This window comes from Ferruginibacter paludis (genome assembly GCF_030409685.1).
Lineage (GTDB): Bacteria > Bacteroidota > Bacteroidia > Chitinophagales > Chitinophagaceae > Ferruginibacter > Ferruginibacter paludis.
Genome location: NZ_JAUFQJ010000014.1, coordinates 43083 through 60615 on the forward strand (window position 1 = coordinate 43083; position 17533 = coordinate 60615).

Annotated in this window: 16 protein-coding genes; 10 read left to right on the top strand and 6 right to left on the bottom strand. The window is 43.4% G+C overall.

The features are described from left to right. The first annotated feature begins 187 nt into the window (after positions 1-187). The 3 genes from QWZ08_RS19790 (at position 188) to QWZ08_RS19800 (ending at position 3955) form a co-directional block, all read left to right on the top strand. Entirely contained in the window at positions 188-1681 is a 1494-nt protein-coding gene (locus QWZ08_RS19790; RefSeq protein ID WP_290339269.1) for a T9SS type A sorting domain-containing protein, read from the top strand. Positions 1682-2023: 342 nt separating this feature from the next. Continuing rightward, entirely contained in the window at positions 2024-3040 is a 1017-nt protein-coding gene (locus tag QWZ08_RS19795; RefSeq protein WP_290339270.1) for an aldo/keto reductase, read from the top strand. 15 nt (positions 3041-3055) lie between these two features. Then, complete coding sequence (locus QWZ08_RS19800) at positions 3056-3955, top strand: helix-turn-helix domain-containing protein (RefSeq protein ID WP_290339271.1); 900 nt, start codon at positions 3056-3058, stop codon at positions 3953-3955. A gap of 377 nt (positions 3956-4332) precedes the next feature. Here the strand turns inward: QWZ08_RS19800 and QWZ08_RS19805 are convergent, their stop codons facing one another. Next, entirely contained in the window at positions 4333-5262 is a 930-nt protein-coding gene (locus tag QWZ08_RS19805) for a Nif3-like dinuclear metal center hexameric protein (protein WP_290339272.1), read from the bottom strand. Positions 5263-5469: 207 nt separating this feature from the next. Between QWZ08_RS19805 and QWZ08_RS19810 the strand changes: the two genes are divergently transcribed. Continuing rightward, the gene (locus tag QWZ08_RS19810; RefSeq protein WP_290339273.1) at positions 5470-6252 is read left to right on the top strand and encodes a DUF72 domain-containing protein; all 783 of its coding nucleotides are present in this window, start codon (positions 5470-5472) and stop codon (positions 6250-6252) included. 13 nt (positions 6253-6265) lie between these two features. Here the strand turns inward: QWZ08_RS19810 and QWZ08_RS19815 are convergent, their stop codons facing one another. The 3 genes from QWZ08_RS19815 to pnuC all read right to left on the bottom strand — a co-directional run bounded on the left by QWZ08_RS19815 (position 6266) and on the right by pnuC (position 9626). Beyond that, positions 6266-7750 (bottom strand): alpha-amylase, encoded by a 1485-nt coding sequence (locus QWZ08_RS19815; RefSeq protein ID WP_290339274.1) that lies wholly within the window; start codon positions 7748-7750, stop codon positions 6266-6268. A 155-nt stretch (positions 7751-7905) separates the two neighbouring features. Continuing rightward, positions 7906-8991 (bottom strand): acyl-CoA dehydrogenase family protein, encoded by a 1086-nt coding sequence (locus QWZ08_RS19820; protein WP_290339275.1) that lies wholly within the window; start codon positions 8989-8991, stop codon positions 7906-7908. 2 nt (positions 8992-8993) lie between these two features. Further along, positions 8994-9626: a nicotinamide riboside transporter PnuC gene (gene pnuC / locus QWZ08_RS19825; RefSeq protein ID WP_290339276.1), complete on the bottom strand. Its 633-nt coding sequence runs from the start codon at positions 9624-9626 to the stop codon at positions 8994-8996. A gap of 362 nt (positions 9627-9988) precedes the next feature. On the opposite strand from pnuC, the gene xth reads away from it, so the two are divergent. Continuing rightward, entirely contained in the window at positions 9989-10756 is a 768-nt protein-coding gene (xth, locus tag QWZ08_RS19830) for an exodeoxyribonuclease III (RefSeq protein WP_290339277.1), read from the top strand. Positions 10757-10843: 87 nt separating this feature from the next. Further along, positions 10844-11329 (top strand): DinB family protein, encoded by a 486-nt coding sequence (locus tag QWZ08_RS19835; RefSeq protein WP_290339278.1) that lies wholly within the window; start codon positions 10844-10846, stop codon positions 11327-11329. An 11-nt stretch (positions 11330-11340) separates the two neighbouring features. On the opposite strand, the gene QWZ08_RS19840 is transcribed toward QWZ08_RS19835, so the two are convergent. Further along, a complete protein-coding gene (locus QWZ08_RS19840) occupies positions 11341-11538 on the bottom strand; it encodes a hypothetical protein (protein ID WP_290339279.1) in 198 nt (65 codons plus the stop codon). Between the two features lie 581 nt (positions 11539-12119). Between QWZ08_RS19840 and kaiC the strand changes: the two genes are divergently transcribed. The 4 genes from kaiC to QWZ08_RS19860 are packed head-to-tail and all read left to right on the top strand — an operon-like array spanning position 12120 to position 16135. Continuing rightward, positions 12120-13847: a circadian clock protein KaiC gene (gene kaiC, locus QWZ08_RS19845; RefSeq protein WP_290339280.1), complete on the top strand. Its 1728-nt coding sequence runs from the start codon at positions 12120-12122 to the stop codon at positions 13845-13847. A 23-nt stretch (positions 13848-13870) separates the two neighbouring features. Continuing rightward, the gene (locus tag QWZ08_RS19850; RefSeq protein ID WP_290339281.1) at positions 13871-14158 is read left to right on the top strand and encodes a circadian clock KaiB family protein; all 288 of its coding nucleotides are present in this window, start codon (positions 13871-13873) and stop codon (positions 14156-14158) included. Then, complete coding sequence (locus QWZ08_RS19855; protein ID WP_290339282.1) at positions 14158-14484, top strand: circadian clock KaiB family protein; 327 nt, start codon at positions 14158-14160, stop codon at positions 14482-14484. Before QWZ08_RS19850 ends, QWZ08_RS19855 begins: the two co-directional genes overlap by 1 nt. Further along, positions 14450-16135, top strand: a complete 1686-nt coding sequence (locus QWZ08_RS19860) for a PAS domain-containing sensor histidine kinase (protein ID WP_290339283.1) — start codon at positions 14450-14452, stop codon at positions 16133-16135. The genes QWZ08_RS19855 and QWZ08_RS19860 overlap by 35 nt, the downstream gene beginning before the upstream one ends. A 342-nt stretch (positions 16136-16477) precedes the next feature. Here the strand turns inward: QWZ08_RS19860 and QWZ08_RS19865 are convergent, their stop codons facing one another. Continuing rightward, complete coding sequence (locus tag QWZ08_RS19865) at positions 16478-17515, bottom strand: LacI family DNA-binding transcriptional regulator (RefSeq protein ID WP_290339284.1); 1038 nt, start codon at positions 17513-17515, stop codon at positions 16478-16480. Positions 17516-17533 lie beyond the last annotated feature (18 nt).

A 17533-nucleotide genomic window follows, 5' to 3' on the forward strand; every position in this document is an offset into this window, starting at 1 on the left:
GCCAATAAATGGTCGTCATGCGGCGGAACTTTACTACCCCACCAGCAGTATTTACAGGCGTTTTTACTTAGTTATTCTACAGTAAAGCAGGTTGCCGAATTCTAATTTGCAACTGCGTTCGTTCCGTTACATCAGCCGTTGCAATTGTACCTCGCAGCATTTAATCCGACACATAAAACTACCATTTATGAAACAGCATCATTACATACCATTTTGTTTCGTCCTGCTTTTACAAAGCTTCTCTATACAAAGAACTACAGCCCAAATTTGCCAGAAGGAAAGTAGTCAAACCGATTTTTTAGCAGGCACTGCTTACAATGTTGATCTGTTGAGCAGCCCCGGAGATATTACTTTACCAGCATTGGTTATAGACCAGCAAAACGCCTTACTAAGCAATACCGGTACAGCGCTTACGCCCACCAGTTATGGCGGACAAACATTTACACCTGCTGTAAGCGGCAGCCTTGCCAAAATTGCAGTTAGCCTTTTCTGTAGCAGTTGCACGGGCACTACCCCCGATCTTATTGTTGAAATAAAAGCTACTGCGGCGGCAAAGCCAACTGGCACAGCCCTGGCAACCGGAACCATTGCAGGCTTTAATTCAGGGACCGCTATAGATGCGGTTGCTAATTTTACAAGTGCGGCTACCTTAACTGCGGGCACTATGTATGCCATTGTAGTTCATCCGTTGGCAAAACCATCTGCAGGCAGTTATGCCATTCAACGCAGCACCGGTGATGTATATGCAGGGGGAACAAATATCTGTGGATCCTCTTCCGGCACGGTGTGGTCAATACCCCTCACGCCCGGCTCTACTGATGTACGTTTTAAAACTTACATGATAAACCCCAACCCCATTTCCGGCAATTTTACATCACAGTTGCAGGATGCCGGAACGTTATTAACATTCAGCGGCCTGGGATTTACCGCTGCCAAACCTGCCGGAACAGATATTAAATTCCAGGTAGCGGCCAGCAACCACAGTGCAGGACCTTTTACATTTGTTGGTCCGGATGGCACCCCCTCCAGCTATTTTACCAACAGCAACGCCTCACTTTTACAGTTTACCAATGTGCAGTATATTCAATACAAAGCGTACTTAACTGCCCCTAACGGCTATGCTTTACCCATAGTAAACGATGTAAACATTTGTCATTTAACCACCATGACTGTTAAATGGCTGCAGGTGTCTGGCGATATAAACGATCAGCACCAGGCCGCATTAAATTGGACCATACAGGAAACCAATACCGACCACTACATTATACAAAAAAGCGCCGACGGTAAACAGTTTATCAATGTTGGTACTGTTGCCAGCAAAGGGGATGGTACAAAAAGATATGCCTTTACAGAGGCTGTGGAAGGCAACGGCGGCCTTTTGTTCAGGATACAGCAGGTAAATAAAAATGGAAGTTCTTCCAACTCACCCGTTAGCAAAATACTTCCACGTGTGTTAAATAGTGTGGCGGTTTTCCCTAACCCTACAGATGGCGTCGTAAGACTGAGCACAGGTGCGAGCCTGTTAAACACAAAAGCCATACTTACCAACTGCGATGGTAAAATAATGCTTGGCTTTGCTATTCAATCTGCTTCGTATGTATTGAATTTAAGCAGTTTTCCTGCCGGCATTTATATCTTAAAACTGGCCAATGGCACTTCTCAAAAAATAATTAAAAGATAACGGAACCGGGCTTTCTTGTCCTGACAATCCAATGCTCCTCACCCCGGCAACAAATGGTTGAGCGTTTGGAAACTAAATGCCTTGTTTAAAAATTTATTGAACAATTTTTTGTGGGTTTACAGAGCCGCTTTGTTGGGATGCAAGGCGGCTTTTTTTGACCTGTTGTTTGCATTGTACAATAACAGGCAGGCAATTTGCTGCCCCATACTCCATGCATTGTTTGAATTATACAATCATTGGTTTGAAAACAGCAATCGCTGCCTGCAATGCCTGTCGTAGTTTTGCAGCACAATCATTTGCCCACCGGGGCAGCAACATTCATCATTTAAAAATTAACGCAACATGAAGTATAACCTGCTTGGCACTACCGGGCTGAAAGTATCTGAGCTTTGCCTGGGCACCATGACCTTTGGTGGTAAAGGCATGTGGACCGCTATTGGCACGCTGCCTCAAACCGAAGTTGACACCATTGTAAAAAAATCGGTAGATGCTGGCATTAATTTTATAGATACAGCCAACGTGTACAGCGAAGGCCTCAGCGAACAACTCACCGGCCAGGCCATCCGCAACCTTGGGCTGCACCGCGACGAGCTGGTAATCGCCACCAAAGTAAGGGGTAAAATGGGCGAAGGGCCTAACCAATCAGGCCTTACCCGTAAACATATTTTGCAACAGGCAGATGAAAGCCTGAAAAGATTACAACTGGATTACATTGACCTGTACCAGATACATGGCTCTGATGCGATTACGCCATTTGAAGAAACCCTGCATGCGCTGGATACACTCGTGAATAGTGGAAAAGTACGATACATCGGCTGCAGCAACCTGGCCGCCTGGCAACTGATGAAGTCGCTGGGTATAAGCGAGCGGAAGGGATATGCTAAATTTGTGTCATTGCAGGCGTACTACACCATTGCCGGCCGCGATTTGGAAAGAGAACTTGCACCACTGTTAAAAGATCAGCAGCTGGGCCTGATGGTGTGGAGCCCGCTGGCGGGTGGATTTTTAAGTGGTAAATACACCCGGCAACAGGGCGCTGAAGACGGCCGCCGCACTGCCTTTGACTTTCCCCCGATCAACAAGGAAAAGGCCTATGATATCATTGATGTGATGCAGGCAATTGCCACCATTAAAAATGTATCAGTAGCGCAGATTGCACTGGCGTGGTTACTGCACCAGCCGGTGGTAAGTTCTATCATCATTGGTGCTAAAAGGCTTGAGCAGCTGGATGAAAATATCAAAGCAACAACGGTATCCCTTGACGCAGATGAGCTGATAAAACTGGATGCTGCAAGTAAATTAAACCCGGAATATCCCGGCTGGATGCTGGAAAGACAGGGTGCCGACCGAAAAGCATAAATCTAAAAAATAAAGATGCCAACAACAGAAACACTGGAAGATTTTTACAGGAAAAAATTCAATCAGCTGCCGCCGGGGCTGCAGCAGGACCCCGGGCATTTCAATGTGTTCCGCATAGAAGACAGTGTGGGCAATGGCAAGCCGCCCATGCAGTACAGCCGCCGGGAGTTTTATAAAATCTCCCTGGTAAGAGGTCATCAGCGTTATCATTATGCTGATAAAAGCGTTGAGGCGGAAGGTACCACGCTGCTGTTTTTTAATCCTACTGTACCGTATAAAATGGAGCAGGTAGGTGCCGCACCAACAGGGCGCTTTTGTATTTTTAAAGATGCTTTTTTTACCGAGCATATACGTGGCAGCCTAAAAGACCTGCCCATGTTTGCCCCCGGTGGAAAACCTGCGTACATGCTGGACAGCCACCAGGACCAATACATCAATGCGGTGTTTGACAAGATGCTGGATGAGATCAACAGCGGTTACCGTTTTAAGTACGACCTGATACGCAACTACATCATGGAGATTGTGCATTATGCATTGAAGATGGAACCGGCGGAAAATTTATATGAGCATACTGATGCCAATGCGAGAATCACAGCAGTGTTTACTGAGTTGCTGGAAAGACAGTTCCCCATTGAATCACCGGCGCAGCAGTTTAGTTTGCGCAGTGCGAAAGATTTTGCACGGCAGCTGAATGTACATGTAAACCATTTAAACCGGGCCATCCGCAACACCACCGGTAAAACAACCACCGCACATATTTTTGAGCGGCTTATCAGCGAGGCCAAGGCTTTGCTGAAACATACCGACTGGAACGTATCTGAAATCAGCTATTGTTTGGGCTTTGAAGAACCGGCGCATTTTAATCATTTCTTTAAAAAGCAAACCAGTACTACGCCTACGGCGTTCAGGAGTTAGATGAATTTTATGATATCGTGAGATGGCGCCTTATTGTAGCAGTGTACATTTTTATAACGATAAGCAAAAGCAGCATCCTTGCAGTAACACAGGCCACCAGTTATGGTGGCTAATCGGCATGTAAAAATTCTTTCGGAATTGCCACAGAATCGGCAACATTAATTGTTTTGGCAAAGCTTACTTTCCTTTTATCCTGCTATAAAAAGAAACAAAAGAATCAATACGCCGTGGCGGATAATTACATAACGGCTTATCTTTAAAATCCCTACACTTTAATCTGGCAGCAACCCGTAACGTTGTATCCCGTAAGCGTGAATTTTTTCACTGAAAAAATAATTTAGTGAAACTGTTTGAAATTAAAATAACAGGAGCAGCGCTTACATCCACGTAAAAGGATCGCCGGATGCAATGTGCGTAATGGGTATCCCAGGTAACATGGGTTGCAACCATTGCGCTACCCACTCCATGCCTGGCTCCTCGCTTACGCTGTGGCCCAGTACAACAAGTGCAGTCTTTGACCCCAGCAGTCTGCCATCGCGGATAAATTCAACTGTTTCCCATTCAGATGCTTCGCCGATAATCAGTACATCAGGCTTGTCTTGCAATACCGCTGCCATTTGCCTGTCGCCACCCCAGGCCCCCGGCAGCAAGGCGATGCGCTGGCAGTTTTGCTGCGGATCGCCTATTACCCGTACATGCGCAATGCCCAATGATTTTTTGAGGTGCTGAATGAGTGCGGCAAATTTTATTGCCGGAAGCTCCAGCAGCTTTTCACCTTGTTTATAATAGGGCAGCCATCCCGAATTTTTTGCCACGCCATAACTGATGGCATCCGGTTGTAATGCATGGCAATAATCGTGAAAGCGCCAAACCGTAATATTATGCTTTGTCAGCAGGGTCGCCTTTTGCTCCACTATCGTATTGTCTTTTACCTGCGTTTTATTATCGGTGTGATTATAAAAAGTGGGCTCGTGGGCGATGATAAAATTGGCATTTCTTTTCACTGCCGCATGGATCACATCAATGGTGGCAAACATGGTGGTAATAATGCCGGCTACTTTTTGATCACCACTACCGCTTTTAAGTGTGTCCACGGTTTCCTTAAAAGGTGCACCCGGTACTTCTTTTAAAATCAGGTCCATTATTTCCTGCACAGTATATTCTTTCAGCGAAGCACCAGCTGTTGCTGCCATCGCAAAGTTGTTGACTGACAACAATGAGATACCGCCGGCAAGTTTAACTGTATCGGATAAAAAAGATTTTCTGCTGTAATTAGTTTTTTTGTACTGGTCGGAAAGCTGTTTCATATTTGCGCTATTGTTTACAAAATGGAAATTGATTTAATAAATACCTGGCATTAAAGGCATATGATTTGTTTAAAAGAATGACGTAAACCTACTAAAAAGTTATAAACCTGGAGGTGGTATTTCATCCAGCTTAGTAACGATATAATTTACCTGTGCTGTTAAAATACACCAGGTGACGAGTCGAAGGAGAAGAAAAATAGAACAGCCATGGTAAAAAAGGTAATCACTTTAAAGGTTAAAACAAAGCGTCCCGGCATTTTTCGTGTGGGAACAAGCAATGTTGTTTTGCCCGGCAACAAGCAATCTTTTCCAACCGGCTTTCAGCACAGTAGCAGGCTGCAATATTACGGTTCCCTATTTAACACCGTAGAACTAAACAGTACTTTTTATAAACTTCCACGTTTGAGTACGTTTGAAAAATGGGCACAGGAAGTAAATGGCAATTTTAGTTTTACCATTAAACTTTCCAAAGAAATAACACATGGAAAGGAGCTGCGGTTTGACCCTGAAAAGATTACTGAATTTATGACCGCCGCGGCAGGCATGGGCAACAAAGCCGGTTGCCTGCTGATTCAATTTCCTGGTAAGATTACGCTGGATTATTTTGCCAAAGTAGAAAATATTTTTGAACAGCTTGCAGCAGCAGATCAACTAAATCAATGGCGCAAAGCGGTTGAATTCAGGAGCGCCGGCTGGTATATTGCAGAAACTTATGAACTGCTGAATGAATATGGAATGGCACTCGTATTGCACGACATATCAAAAGGAAAAAACAGCAACCCAGTGGCCTCACCCGGTTATATTTACTGCCGGTTTCATGGACCAACAGGCGATTACCGGGGAAGTTACAGCGATGCGTTTTTACTCGAACAATCCATCAAAATAAAGGGCTGGCTTAAAGAAGGAAAGGATGTGTTTGCCTACTTTAATAATACCATGGGCAACGCCTTTACAAATGCCCTTACCTTACATCGCATGGTTGAAGCATAGTTAAACCATGCCGCTACTTATCACCTGTTAAGGTCCAAACTGATACAGATCCCGCCGGGCAATAAAACTCGGCCCAGCCTGTTTCATTGATTGTTATTTCCGCCGCATGTTTTCCCAAAATATCTTTAAATATTTTACCTGCATAGCGCTGGCCTATTTCCATCATTTTAGTTCCTTCTTCGCCATTGCTGCATACCACGGCGCAACCATGGTGTTCATCGTCACCCTCTCTCGTCCAGCCGATACAATTAGCATGATCAAAATAATCACGCTGCATACCATAGGCATTGTTTACCCTTGCCTGCATCAGTAACTCGATTCCCTCTACCTTATCCAGAAATATTTCATAGTCCTGTCCATCTTTTCCTTTATCGGTGTAACTGCATCCAACCAGGTCGGGATAAAATATACAGGGATACCCATCCACCCTTAATAAAATAAGTGCATATGCGATCGGTTTAAACCAGGGTTCTACCGGGGCTTCCAGTGCCTGCAGCGGTTGTGTATCATGATTATCCACCACTGTTACGGCCAGCAACGGGTTGGCCTTTACCAGGCTGTCATCAAAAATAGTCCGCATATCAAAGTCGCTGCCACTGTTGGATGCATTGTGTAAGTTATGGTGCAGGGCTGCATCAAACAAACTCATATTGCCTTCTGTCATTTCAATATACTTCAGCAACAGAGGCAATTTGCCTGGTGCCCAGTATTCGCCTACGGCGAATATTTCCTTGCCTGTTTCTTTCCTTAGCCTTACCAGCCATTCGTTAAAAAATTTGGGCGAAATGTGTTTTACAGCATCCAGCCTTACACCGTCAAATGCCACCATATCATGGTACCATTTTCCCCAACTTGCCAGTTCCTCCCTTACCGCAGCATTCCTGAATTCAATGTCGCAATACATCAGGTAATCATAATTTCCTTTTTCATCATCCACCATGGCTTCCCAATCACTGCCATGTTCATTCAGCAACGAGTAAATAGCGGTTTCGCCCGTCGCATGATTGTAATCTACCCCGGTAAAACAGCGGTAGTCCCATTTAAAAGAAGAATATTGTTCTTTGCGGCCGGGAAATAAAAATTTGGTATAAGCTTCAATTTCTTCCGGCTCTGCAAGCGGCTGATTCCGGTCTTCTTCATTCACTTTTACCGCCATCACTTTTTCAGTTTCATCACCACCTGCCTTATGATTGAGCACAACGTCTGCTATCACTTGTATGCCGGCACTTTGTAACGCATTCACTGCAGCCAGGTATTCTTCCTTGTTCCCGTATTTGGTACGCACAGTACTCTTTTGATCAAACTCCCCGAGGTCGTATAAATCATACACATCATAACCTGTACTGTAACCTCCACCAGCGGCTTTATAAGCGGGTGGCAGCCATGCACTGGTTATGCCAAGCTTTGCCATTTCCGGGGCTTTTTCTTTTATCTCTTTCCATAAACTATTATCGGAAGTATACCAGTGAAAATACTGGATCATGGTGCTGTTTTGCATTGTTGCCGGGGTTTTGCTATGCCTTAAAGCAAAGAATAAGCCATGCGGTAAAACAGTCAATTTGTTTCAGGTGTAAGCCTTTCATCAATAGTAATACCTGAACAAGCAAGCAATAACCGTAGCATTTTTTCCACAATATTTGCTGAATTAAAGTTTTACATCAGCAACAGGCTATGCTGACTTGCGGTATGCAGGTTGCGCCATACACGGTTAATTTCTGTTGCAGGGTTGGCAGCCTGCAGACCACAATAAGGATATATTTTATCTACTGATTGCCGGGCAATGGCAGCGAGGTTCCTGCTTGCATTGGCTACAGCATTTAATAGTTGTTCCTGGTCCCGCTGTTTCAACAAATGCGCCCGCCATGATTGATCAATGGCTGTATAAAAATCATTTCTTGCTGTTTGTAGTACTGTGTGGCCCGTCATCCATCTGTCCAAAGAAAGTGTTATTGCATTTGTTCCATGGTTAGCCGGCTGGCATAGATCAAAAAAACGCATGGCCATACCCGAACTGTTAACTGCCAGCGTTGCTTCTGCCAGTTGCTGAAACGGATACATGTAAACGGGCAGCTGCAATGTGGCCGATGCACCTGCAATAATAAAGCTCCGGTTTTTCGGAACCCGCAGTCGCTGTACCCCAAAACTATTGCTGGCCGTAGCAATCATACCTATCGTCTTCCAGGTGGGATGCAGACTTACCTCCTTTCTTAAAAACACAAAGCTTTTTATCACCGGGCTACCATCATTATTTTGCAACAGCTGGTCATCTTTTTCTATCACGCAGTTAGCGGTAAAGGCAGTGGCCATAAAAGCGCCCGTGGCGTAGTTCCAATGACCGGTTACTTCATAGGCATCTCCCAAATCTGTTGCCTTGCCCGTAGCTCTTCCACTACCGGCTAGGCAAACTTGCGGATTTGAAAAAAGTTCTTTCGCCAGCGTGGGATCAAGGAATCCTACAAACCAATTGGCACCGCTGCAGAGTGTAACTGTCCAGGCTGTGCTGCCGTCTGCCCATGCCAGACCTTCTTCTTTTTGCAGTGCTTCAGGCAATGATAACTGCAGGCCACCAAATGTTACCGGTACAAAAAGCTTCAGCCATTTTTGTTGGTGAATAACGGATACCTGCTCCGGATGCAGGTATTGTAATTGTTCCGCCGCCGCAGCATATTCAATGATAGTGCCTGCAACGGCAGCATCAATAAAAGATGCAGGATGAGGTATGGGCAGTGTTTGTATCATCGTCATACTGTAACGGTACTTGTAAACTGATTTTCTTTTCTGGCAATTTTTCTCCATTCAATAAATCCCTGTATGGCAACTATAAAAAGAAAAATGGTGAGACCGCTGTACAACAGTAAATGTTTATACAGCAATAATGGAATGGCGAACAGATTGGAGATGTTGAGCAATATCCAGTTTTCAATTTTACGTTTGGCCAGCAGCCACATGCCTGCCCAGGCGGTGGCACTTACCCAGGCATCCCACGCCGGCACAGCTGACGGGGTGAAGTTTTTTAAGCTGGAATATAGAGTTGTAAATGCCGCTACCACAATCAACACAACTGTTCTCCATTCGCTACGGCTGCACCGGCTCACTTCTACGGCCGGCGCATCTTTCTTTTTTATCCAGTACCACCAGCCGTAGATGCTCATCGCCAGGTAATACCCGTTTAACAATCCTTCAGCATATAATCCTGCCGCAACCAATACATAAATTGAAATAACAGTACTGGCAATACCTGTGGGATACAACCATATTTTATTGGCTTTGGCATACAAAACTTCTGCTACGCCAAAGGCTACTGCCAGCCATTCCATCAAGGTTGTTTCTTTCATTTGAAGCAGCAGCAATTGCCACCAGTGTTGTAAATCCATCAGTAATTAATTAAAAACACTTTGCAGGGTGAAACAAAAACAACGGCAATAAATACAAAGTATTAACCTCTTTCCTACGCCGGCATTATCCGGATCAGGTGCATGAAAAGAAACTGGTTTGTTTAAAAACAGTTTCTTTCAATGGGTATAATCTCAGCCTTTATTTCATCAATTATTATACTGCTGTCAACAATTGTAAGGCACCCCTTGAGTGTGGATGCAAAGATAGGCTGAAAAGTAATAGCCCTGGTTTGTTCCTTTGCGGAGTTCCCGCTTTTTAAAACGGTTTCATTTTTGATTGCTGATATAATTTTTACTACCTTAATCAATGAGTAAACATACTTTCATCCGAAGAATAAATTATGAAAATAGCAACCTATAATGTAAATGGTGTTAACGGCCGGCTACCCGTTTTACTACGCTGGCTGAAGGAGACTTCTCCGGACGTAGCCTGCCTGCAGGAACTGAAAGCTCCGGATGAAAAATTTCCGCTGCAGGCTATTAATGATGCCGGCTATGAAGCCATCTGGCATGGGCAAAAAAGCTGGAACGGCGTAGCCATACTCTCCCGCATGGGGAAAATTAAAGAAATTCGCCGGGGACTGCCCGGCGATCCGGATGACACCCATAGCCGTTACCTTGAAGCGATTGTAAATGATGTGATCATTGGCTGTCTATACCTGCCCAATGGCAACCCGGCTCCGGGTCCTAAGTTTGATTATAAATTACGTTGGTTTGAACGATTCACCAAACATGCAGCTGAACTACTGGCTTCGGATAAGCCGGTAGTACTCACCGGCGATTACAATGTGATGCCAACCGAACAGGATGTATACAAGCCGGAACGATGGGTGGATGATGCCCTGTTCAGACCAGAAACACGTGCTGCTTTTAAAAAGCTGGTAGCACAGGGCTGGACAGACGCCATCCGAAAATTATATCCGGACGAAACCATCTATACTTTCTGGGATTATTTCCGCAATGCCTACGGCCGCAATGCAGGGCTGCGCATAGATCATTTTTTGCTGAGTCCGAAAATTGCCAAACGCCTTACCGCTGCTGGTGTGGACCGCGACGTACGTGGCTGGGAAAAATCAAGTGACCATGCACCGGTGTGGATTGAATTATAAAAGCTGTTTAGCAGAACTTCCTGTTGTTTCGGCAATGCTGAGTGCTAAGAAATTTCTTCTATCATAAAATAGTAAATAAACATCCTGATGTCCGATCAACAAGTACTTATCATCCAAATGATACTCGACAGCTGGAACCAGCAAATCAGCAAAACCGCCAACCTAATAAATAGTCTTACAGATGAGCAGCTGATGCAGGGAGTTGCCCCTGGCCGCAACCGTGGTATTTACCTCTTCGGGCATTTGATAGCTGTGCACGACCGGATGCTGCCATTGCTAAATTTATCAGAACAATTGTACCCGGAATTAAATGGCCCCTTTCTCGACAAACCAGACAGGGCAGTGGCCACGATTCCGACCGTTGCAACATTACGGGCTCAATGGAAAACAGTGCATGCAGCACTCGCCATACATTTTGAAAGTATGCGGCCTGAAGGCTGGCTGTTAAAACACAATGCCGTTTCTGAAGAAGCGTTTGCAAAAGAGCCGCACAGGAACCGGCTGAATGTGATTCTGAACAGAACAAATCATTTGTCGTACCATTACGGGCAACTCGCTTTTCTAAAAAAATAACAGGGTGCGTTTTAAATGCCTGCCTCTGCAAATCTTCTAACGGCAATTCTTTTCTTTCTTCGCTGAATGCTCCACAAGTCCACTGTAGTAAAGGTTCTTCCCTTTGCTCCACTATCAGTGTTTGCAATGGCTTCATGCACTTCTTCCGTAAGTACATTCATGTCTTTTTTGTTTACCGGCACAAATAAACCGGGTAGTAGCTTTTTCATAATGATTATTATTTTGCGTTAATTTTTAATTTGCAGCACAAATTTTCTATTGTTTTTTTTGGGTTCAAATAACAAGTGAAATGAATTGCTGAAAGCACCTGATGAATTGAGTATAAAAGTGATAGGAAGCGTTCTGCGAAGGGTCTTTCGAAATAAAGATGACCGGTACTTATCTAGATTTCAGGCTGCAACTGTTCTGTACAAATATGAATTTTAGCAAAACTTTATTCCCTGTAAATTAAGACGATTATAAAGTCATTTTCTTGAATTAATGATGTAATGTGTGTAATTTTTGCCACAAAATCACTGTACTTAAACACTGATGTGTTATCGTTATTACATCGCAAGCAACAATAAATAATTGGCATTTATTTTGAAAAAATCCTATCGCAGTTTACTACTTCATTATTTTTTTACATGAGATTCTTCTGCCTTAATTAAAGGTTTATGTAATCACGTAATGTTTCCGGACAGCACTTAAACAAATTTCTTGCTGCGTTAATACTGCTGCATTTAACCTGGTGGAGGTATTGAATGAACGGGCAGGTTTTTTGAATACGGCACTTTAAATTATTTTGATTATGGCTACAGCATTGTCAACCAAAAAAGATACAAACATTCGCCTGCAAAAAAGCCCCACGGGCATTGCAGGTTTGGATGAAATAACTGAAGGAGGTTTACCCAAAGGCAGACCTACATTAATTTGTGGGGAAGCAGGCGCAGGAAAGACGCTTTTTGGTATTGAATTTATAGTGAAAGGCGCCACGCAGTTTAATGAACCTGGTGTTTTTGTTGCCTTTGAAGAAAAGTCGGATGAACTTGCGGCCAACGTAGCCTCGCTGGGCTTTGACTTAAAAAAACTGGTGCAGGAAAAAAAGGTGCGGCTGGATTATGTACACATAGAAAGAAGTGAAATTGAAGAAACGGGCGAGTACGATCTGGATGGACTTTTTATTCGCCTTGGTTATGCGATCGATGCGATAAAAGCAAAGAGGGTTGTACTGGACACACTGGAAAATTTATTCAGCAGCCTGAGCAATGAAGCTATTTTAAGAGCTGAATTACGCAGACTGTTTGAGTGGCTGAAAACAAAAGGTGTTACTGCTATTGTTACAGGTGAAAAAGGCAACAACCAATTGACAAGACAGGGGCTGGAAGAATATGTTTCCGACTGTGTAATCCTGCTGGATCACAGGGTACAAAATCAAATTTCTACCCGCCGGTTAAGGGTTATAAAATACCGGGGCAGTATGCATGGTACCAATGAATATCCGTTTTTAATCGATAGCAATGGTATTTCAGTTTTACCCGTAACATCACTTACCCTGGAAAATAAAGTGTCCTCCCAACGTGTTTCTACAGGCATCCCGTCACTGGATAACATGCTGGGCGGACAAGGATTCTTTAAAGGCAGCAGCATACTGGTATCAGGAACAGCAGGTACGGGTAAAACTAGTATCGCTGCACATTTTGCCAACGCTGCATGTATGCGCAGTGAGCGCTGCATTTATTTTGCATTTGAAGAATCCCCGGAACAGATCATCCGGAATATGAAATCTATTAATGTAAATCTGGAAAAACATGTAAAATCAGGCTTGCTGAAATTTCATGCCAGCAGGCCCACCTTGTATGGTCTTGAAATGCACCTGCTGGTGATTTACAAAACGATACAGGAGTTTAAGCCAACCACAGTGATACTTGACCCCATTACGAACCTGGTTACTGTTGGTACGGTAAGCGAAATAAAGAGTATGCTGATGAGGCTGATAGATTATTTACAAAAAGAGCAAATCACCGTTTTGTTTACGGCGCTTACTTTAAATACCATTATCAATGAAAATACGGATGAAGGTGTATCGTCGCTGGTAGATGCCTGGTTATTGGTAAGGGATATAGAATTTAACGGGGAAAGAAACCGAGGGATGTATATCATGAAAAGTCGTGGAATGAAACACAGCAACCAGGTACGTGAATTTGTGATCAATGACCATGGACTGGAACTGGTAGATGTGTTTCTTGGTCCGGAAGGCGTACTTACAGGCAGTGCAAGAGTAGCGCATCAACTGATGGAAAAAACAGAAGATGCGTTGAAAGCATTTTCGCTGAACAGGAAGGACCGGGAGATTGAAAGAAAAAGCAGTATGCTGGAAGCAAAAATAAGTGGCCTGCGCAACGAATTTGAATCGGTAAAAGACGAGCTGAACCGTATATACCAGGAGGAGGAACTGAAGCAGGAAGTGTTGAATCAAAACAGGGAAGCCATGATCAACCTGCGAAAAGAAAAAGTGCAGCAAAGCACAAAAAAATAGTTTTATCACTAATAGAAAATACCATGGAAGAGACCTGGCAATTAAAATTATATGTAGCAGGCAAAACAATAAAATCAGCTGCAGCTTTAAGCAATCTTAAAAAGTACTGTGAAGAATATTTAAAGGGCAAATACAAAATTGAAGTAATAGACCTTTTGGTAAAACCACAACTGGCTGAAGGTGATCAGATATTTGCGGTGCCTACACTGGTAAAAAAAGTACCTGAACCAATCAGGAAGATCATTGGCGATCTTTCAAACAAGGAAAAAGTTTTAGTGGGACTAAACATTATTCCTGTAAACAAATCATAATGAAAAAGCAGGAATCAGTTGCAGCGGATGAGTATGAGTTAAGACTATTTGTTACCGGTGCATCACCCAATTCCGTTAGGGCTATTGCTAACATCAAACGCATTTGCGAGCTATACCTGGCTGGTAATTACAATTTGGAAATTATAGATGTATACCAGCAACCATTACTGGCAGAGGAGCAACAATTAATTGCGTTACCGATGCTGTTAAAATCGTCTCCGCTGCCACAAATGCGTTTAATCGGAGACATGAGCGACACACAAAAAGTGCTGAAAGGCCTTGGCAAGAACAATGAAACAACAGATGGAATTGAAGAAAACTTATAAAGAACTTGAAGAGGAACTAGCGAAAATTTCTTTACAACTTGAGGAAGCTACGGACAGCATTGAAGCCATCCGCAGCGGGCAAATAGATGCGCTGATAGTGAAGGGAGAAAATGGGAGCCAGATTTACACCGTAAAAAGTGCAGATCAAACCTATCGCATGTTTATTGAAAAAATGAATGAAGGTGCGCTTACACTCAACATTGATGGTTTAATTTTATATGCCAACTCCCGCTTTGCTGAAATGGTGGCATTACCTTTATCTAAAGTAATCGGTCATCCCTTCCTACAATTTGTACCGCTGGAATATAAAAAGGTGTTCACCGAGTCAATACACAACGGGTGGCAGGCGCATAATAAAGGTGAAATAATCATCACAAGAAGTGATGGTCATTGCATACCTCTTTTGTTTTCGCTCAGCACACTTGAACTGGATGAAGGCATGGCATTGAATATGATATTGACAGATCTTTCCCTGCAAAAAGAAGGCGAACAGCGGCTAAAAGAAACCAACGAGCAGCTTTTGAAGGCGAACAGTTATGTAGAAAGAATGAACGACGAACTGGAACTGAAGGTTAAGGAAAGAACAAAAGATTTACTCATCAGCAGGGAGAATTTTAAATTCTTAGCTGACAATATACCGGTGATTGCATGGACTGCTTTGCCGGACGGAACAATCAATTATTTTAACCAGCGGTTCTATGAATATGCCGGCGTAGATGCCAGCGAATTTTTTATGAACGACTGGATGCAGGTAATCCATCCTGAAGATAGAGGAAAGACAATTGCGCAATGGCAACATGCCATCAAAACTGGCCAGCCACTGGATATTGAATACCGCTTTAAATACGCTCCTGACGACAGTTATCATTGGCATTATGGAAAAGGCCTGCCTTACAAAAATGAAGAAGGACATATCATTGCATGGTTTGGCACTTCTACGGATATTGAATTGCAGAAAAAAGAGCTGGAACAAAAAGATGAATTTATCAGCATGGTAAGTCATGAATTAAAAACGCCCTTAACCAGCCTCAAAGGATTTACCCAGCTGTTGATGTTTACTACAAAACAGGATAATAATAACCAGGTAGATGGATACCTGGAAACGATGAATAACCAAATCAATAAACTTACCCGTTTGATTGCTGACCTGCTCGACATTACTAAGTCGAAGGCCGGAGAATTGCAGTTTGACAATGAACTGTTTGATTTTAATGAACTGGTAAAAGAGGTTGCGGGGGAAATGCAGTTGACAACCATCAAACATACTATTGCCATTAAGCTCACCACTACCGTTGAGATCAACGGCGACAGAGACCGCATAGGCCAGGTTATTACCAACCTTATTTCCAACGCCATTAAATACTCACCGGCGGCGGATAAGATTATTATCAGCACCAGAATTGAAAACAATAAGATCATTTTGTGTGTCCAGGATTTCGGGATTGGCATAAGCCGCTTGCAGCAACCCAACTTATACTCCCGTTTTTATCGGGTACTTGACACTTCCGAAGCGCATACCTTTCCAGGGATGGGACTGGGATTATACATATCAAAAAATATAATTGAAAAACACATGGGTAAAATGTGGCTTGAAAGTGAACCAGGCAAAGGCGCTAAATTTTATTTTGCCCTGATGATTGCCGATAACTAACAAGCAATAGCGTGAGTTGTAATTACACCTTCAGGTTATATGCTTTGCACCGGTTGGTATTTAACAGCGGTGCTTATTTTCGCTAAGGCAACGTTTACAAGTTTCAATTATTTACGAATGGCAAGTTTAACTCCCTCTATAAAACTTTCAGCTGTAATTGCAGGGATGCCATGCATTTTATAAAGCTGACGTAGGCAGCGTTGGCCGGCCACCTCATTATAATTTTTTTGGGCCGCACAGGCGCTTTTACGGATCAGTTTGGCAAACACTGGATAACAGGGTGCAAGAAGCGACAAGCCGCAATAGTTAATTGAACCAAATACCGCATTGTACAGCAGGGGCTTACTTTGCCTGATACAATTCATCAGGCCGCGAGGTAGATTGCTGTATAACCAGTGAAGCTTTCAGCTGACTGGTACTGATTGTCCCATTATACAGCAAATTACTGAGCAGGTAGCTAACCGCCAATTCTCCAATTTCTTCAAGGGGTTGCTTAATATAGGTAACAGGTGAATAGAAAAGGTCAAGCATTTCGGTATGGTCAAAACAAATTACTGCCAGGTCGCACGGTACCCGCAACGAAAGCGAATTAATCAATTTTAAACTACTTGTTGCGATTTTATTTGATCCGAACAAAACGGCATCAACCGCCGGGGTAGCTGAAAGCAGGGCGCGGACAGCATCTTCAATTTGCTGTTGGTTATTTTCAATACCAACCAGCTGCAGCCATTCTTTTTCCACCCGCACACCATTGTTTTCTAATGCCCTGATATAACCGTTTTTTCTTTCCAGTAAATGTTGTAACTCGCTGTCGTAGGTAATCATGCCAATTCTTGTTCGTCCCGTAGATAGTAAATGATGAACAGCTTCCATTGATGCAGCAAAATTATCAATGATTACATAGCTGGTTTTGATGCCGGGAAAATACCGGTCCAGCAAAACAATCGGAATATCCTTTTGCTGCAGGCTTTCAATCACAGCTTCTGATTTTGCTGGCGGAGAAAGGATGAGGCCATCTACTTTCCTGTTCAGCATGGTGTGTACCAATTTGTCAAATTTGCCGGGATCTTCATCGGAGCTACCGAAGATGGTTGTGTACTGGCATTTTTCCGCTTCATCCTCAATAATGCGGGCAAGGTTGGCAGAAAACGGGTTAGAAATATCTGCCACTATAAGCCCAATGGTATTGGTTTTATTTGTTTTAAGGCTTTTCGCCAGCTGGTTGGTACTGTAATTTAACTGTCCTGCAATATCCCTTATTTTTTGGGCTGTAGCTACGCTAATCCTGCCCGAAAGGCGGTTATTTAGCACATATGAAACGAGTGCAGCAGACACACCTGCTTTTGCCGCAATATCCTTTAATGAAACCCTCTTTTGCATGGTAATTTGTAAAAGTTA

Coding starts and splice junctions, on each gene's coding strand:
- QWZ08_RS19790 (WP_290339269.1), top strand. CDS start 188: ATGAAACAGCATCATTACATACCATTTTGTTTCGTCCTGCTTTTACAA.
- QWZ08_RS19795 (WP_290339270.1), top strand. CDS start 2,024: ATGAAGTATAACCTGCTTGGCACTACCGGGCTGAAAGTATCTGAGCTT.
- QWZ08_RS19800 (WP_290339271.1), top strand. CDS start 3,056: ATGCCAACAACAGAAACACTGGAAGATTTTTACAGGAAAAAATTCAAT.
- QWZ08_RS19805 (WP_290339272.1), bottom strand. CDS start 5,262: ATGAAACAGCTTTCCGACCAGTACAAAAAAACTAATTACAGCAGAAAA.
- QWZ08_RS19810 (WP_290339273.1), top strand. CDS start 5,470: ATGGTAAAAAAGGTAATCACTTTAAAGGTTAAAACAAAGCGTCCCGGC.
- QWZ08_RS19815 (WP_290339274.1), bottom strand. CDS start 7,750: ATGCAAAACAGCACCATGATCCAGTATTTTCACTGGTATACTTCCGAT.
- QWZ08_RS19820 (WP_290339275.1), bottom strand. CDS start 8,991: ATGATACAAACACTGCCCATACCTCATCCTGCATCTTTTATTGATGCT.
- pnuC (WP_290339276.1), bottom strand. CDS start 9,626: ATGGATTTACAACACTGGTGGCAATTGCTGCTGCTTCAAATGAAAGAA.
- xth (WP_290339277.1), top strand. CDS start 9,989: ATGAAAATAGCAACCTATAATGTAAATGGTGTTAACGGCCGGCTACCC.
- QWZ08_RS19835 (WP_290339278.1), top strand. CDS start 10,844: ATGTCCGATCAACAAGTACTTATCATCCAAATGATACTCGACAGCTGG.
- QWZ08_RS19840 (WP_290339279.1), bottom strand. CDS start 11,538: ATGAAAAAGCTACTACCCGGTTTATTTGTGCCGGTAAACAAAAAAGAC.
- kaiC (WP_290339280.1), top strand. CDS start 12,120: ATGGCTACAGCATTGTCAACCAAAAAAGATACAAACATTCGCCTGCAA.
- QWZ08_RS19850 (WP_290339281.1), top strand. CDS start 13,871: ATGGAAGAGACCTGGCAATTAAAATTATATGTAGCAGGCAAAACAATA.
- QWZ08_RS19855 (WP_290339282.1), top strand. CDS start 14,158: ATGAAAAAGCAGGAATCAGTTGCAGCGGATGAGTATGAGTTAAGACTA.
- QWZ08_RS19860 (WP_290339283.1), top strand. CDS start 14,450: ATGAAACAACAGATGGAATTGAAGAAAACTTATAAAGAACTTGAAGAG.
- QWZ08_RS19865 (WP_290339284.1), bottom strand. CDS start 17,515: ATGCAAAAGAGGGTTTCATTAAAGGATATTGCGGCAAAAGCAGGTGTG.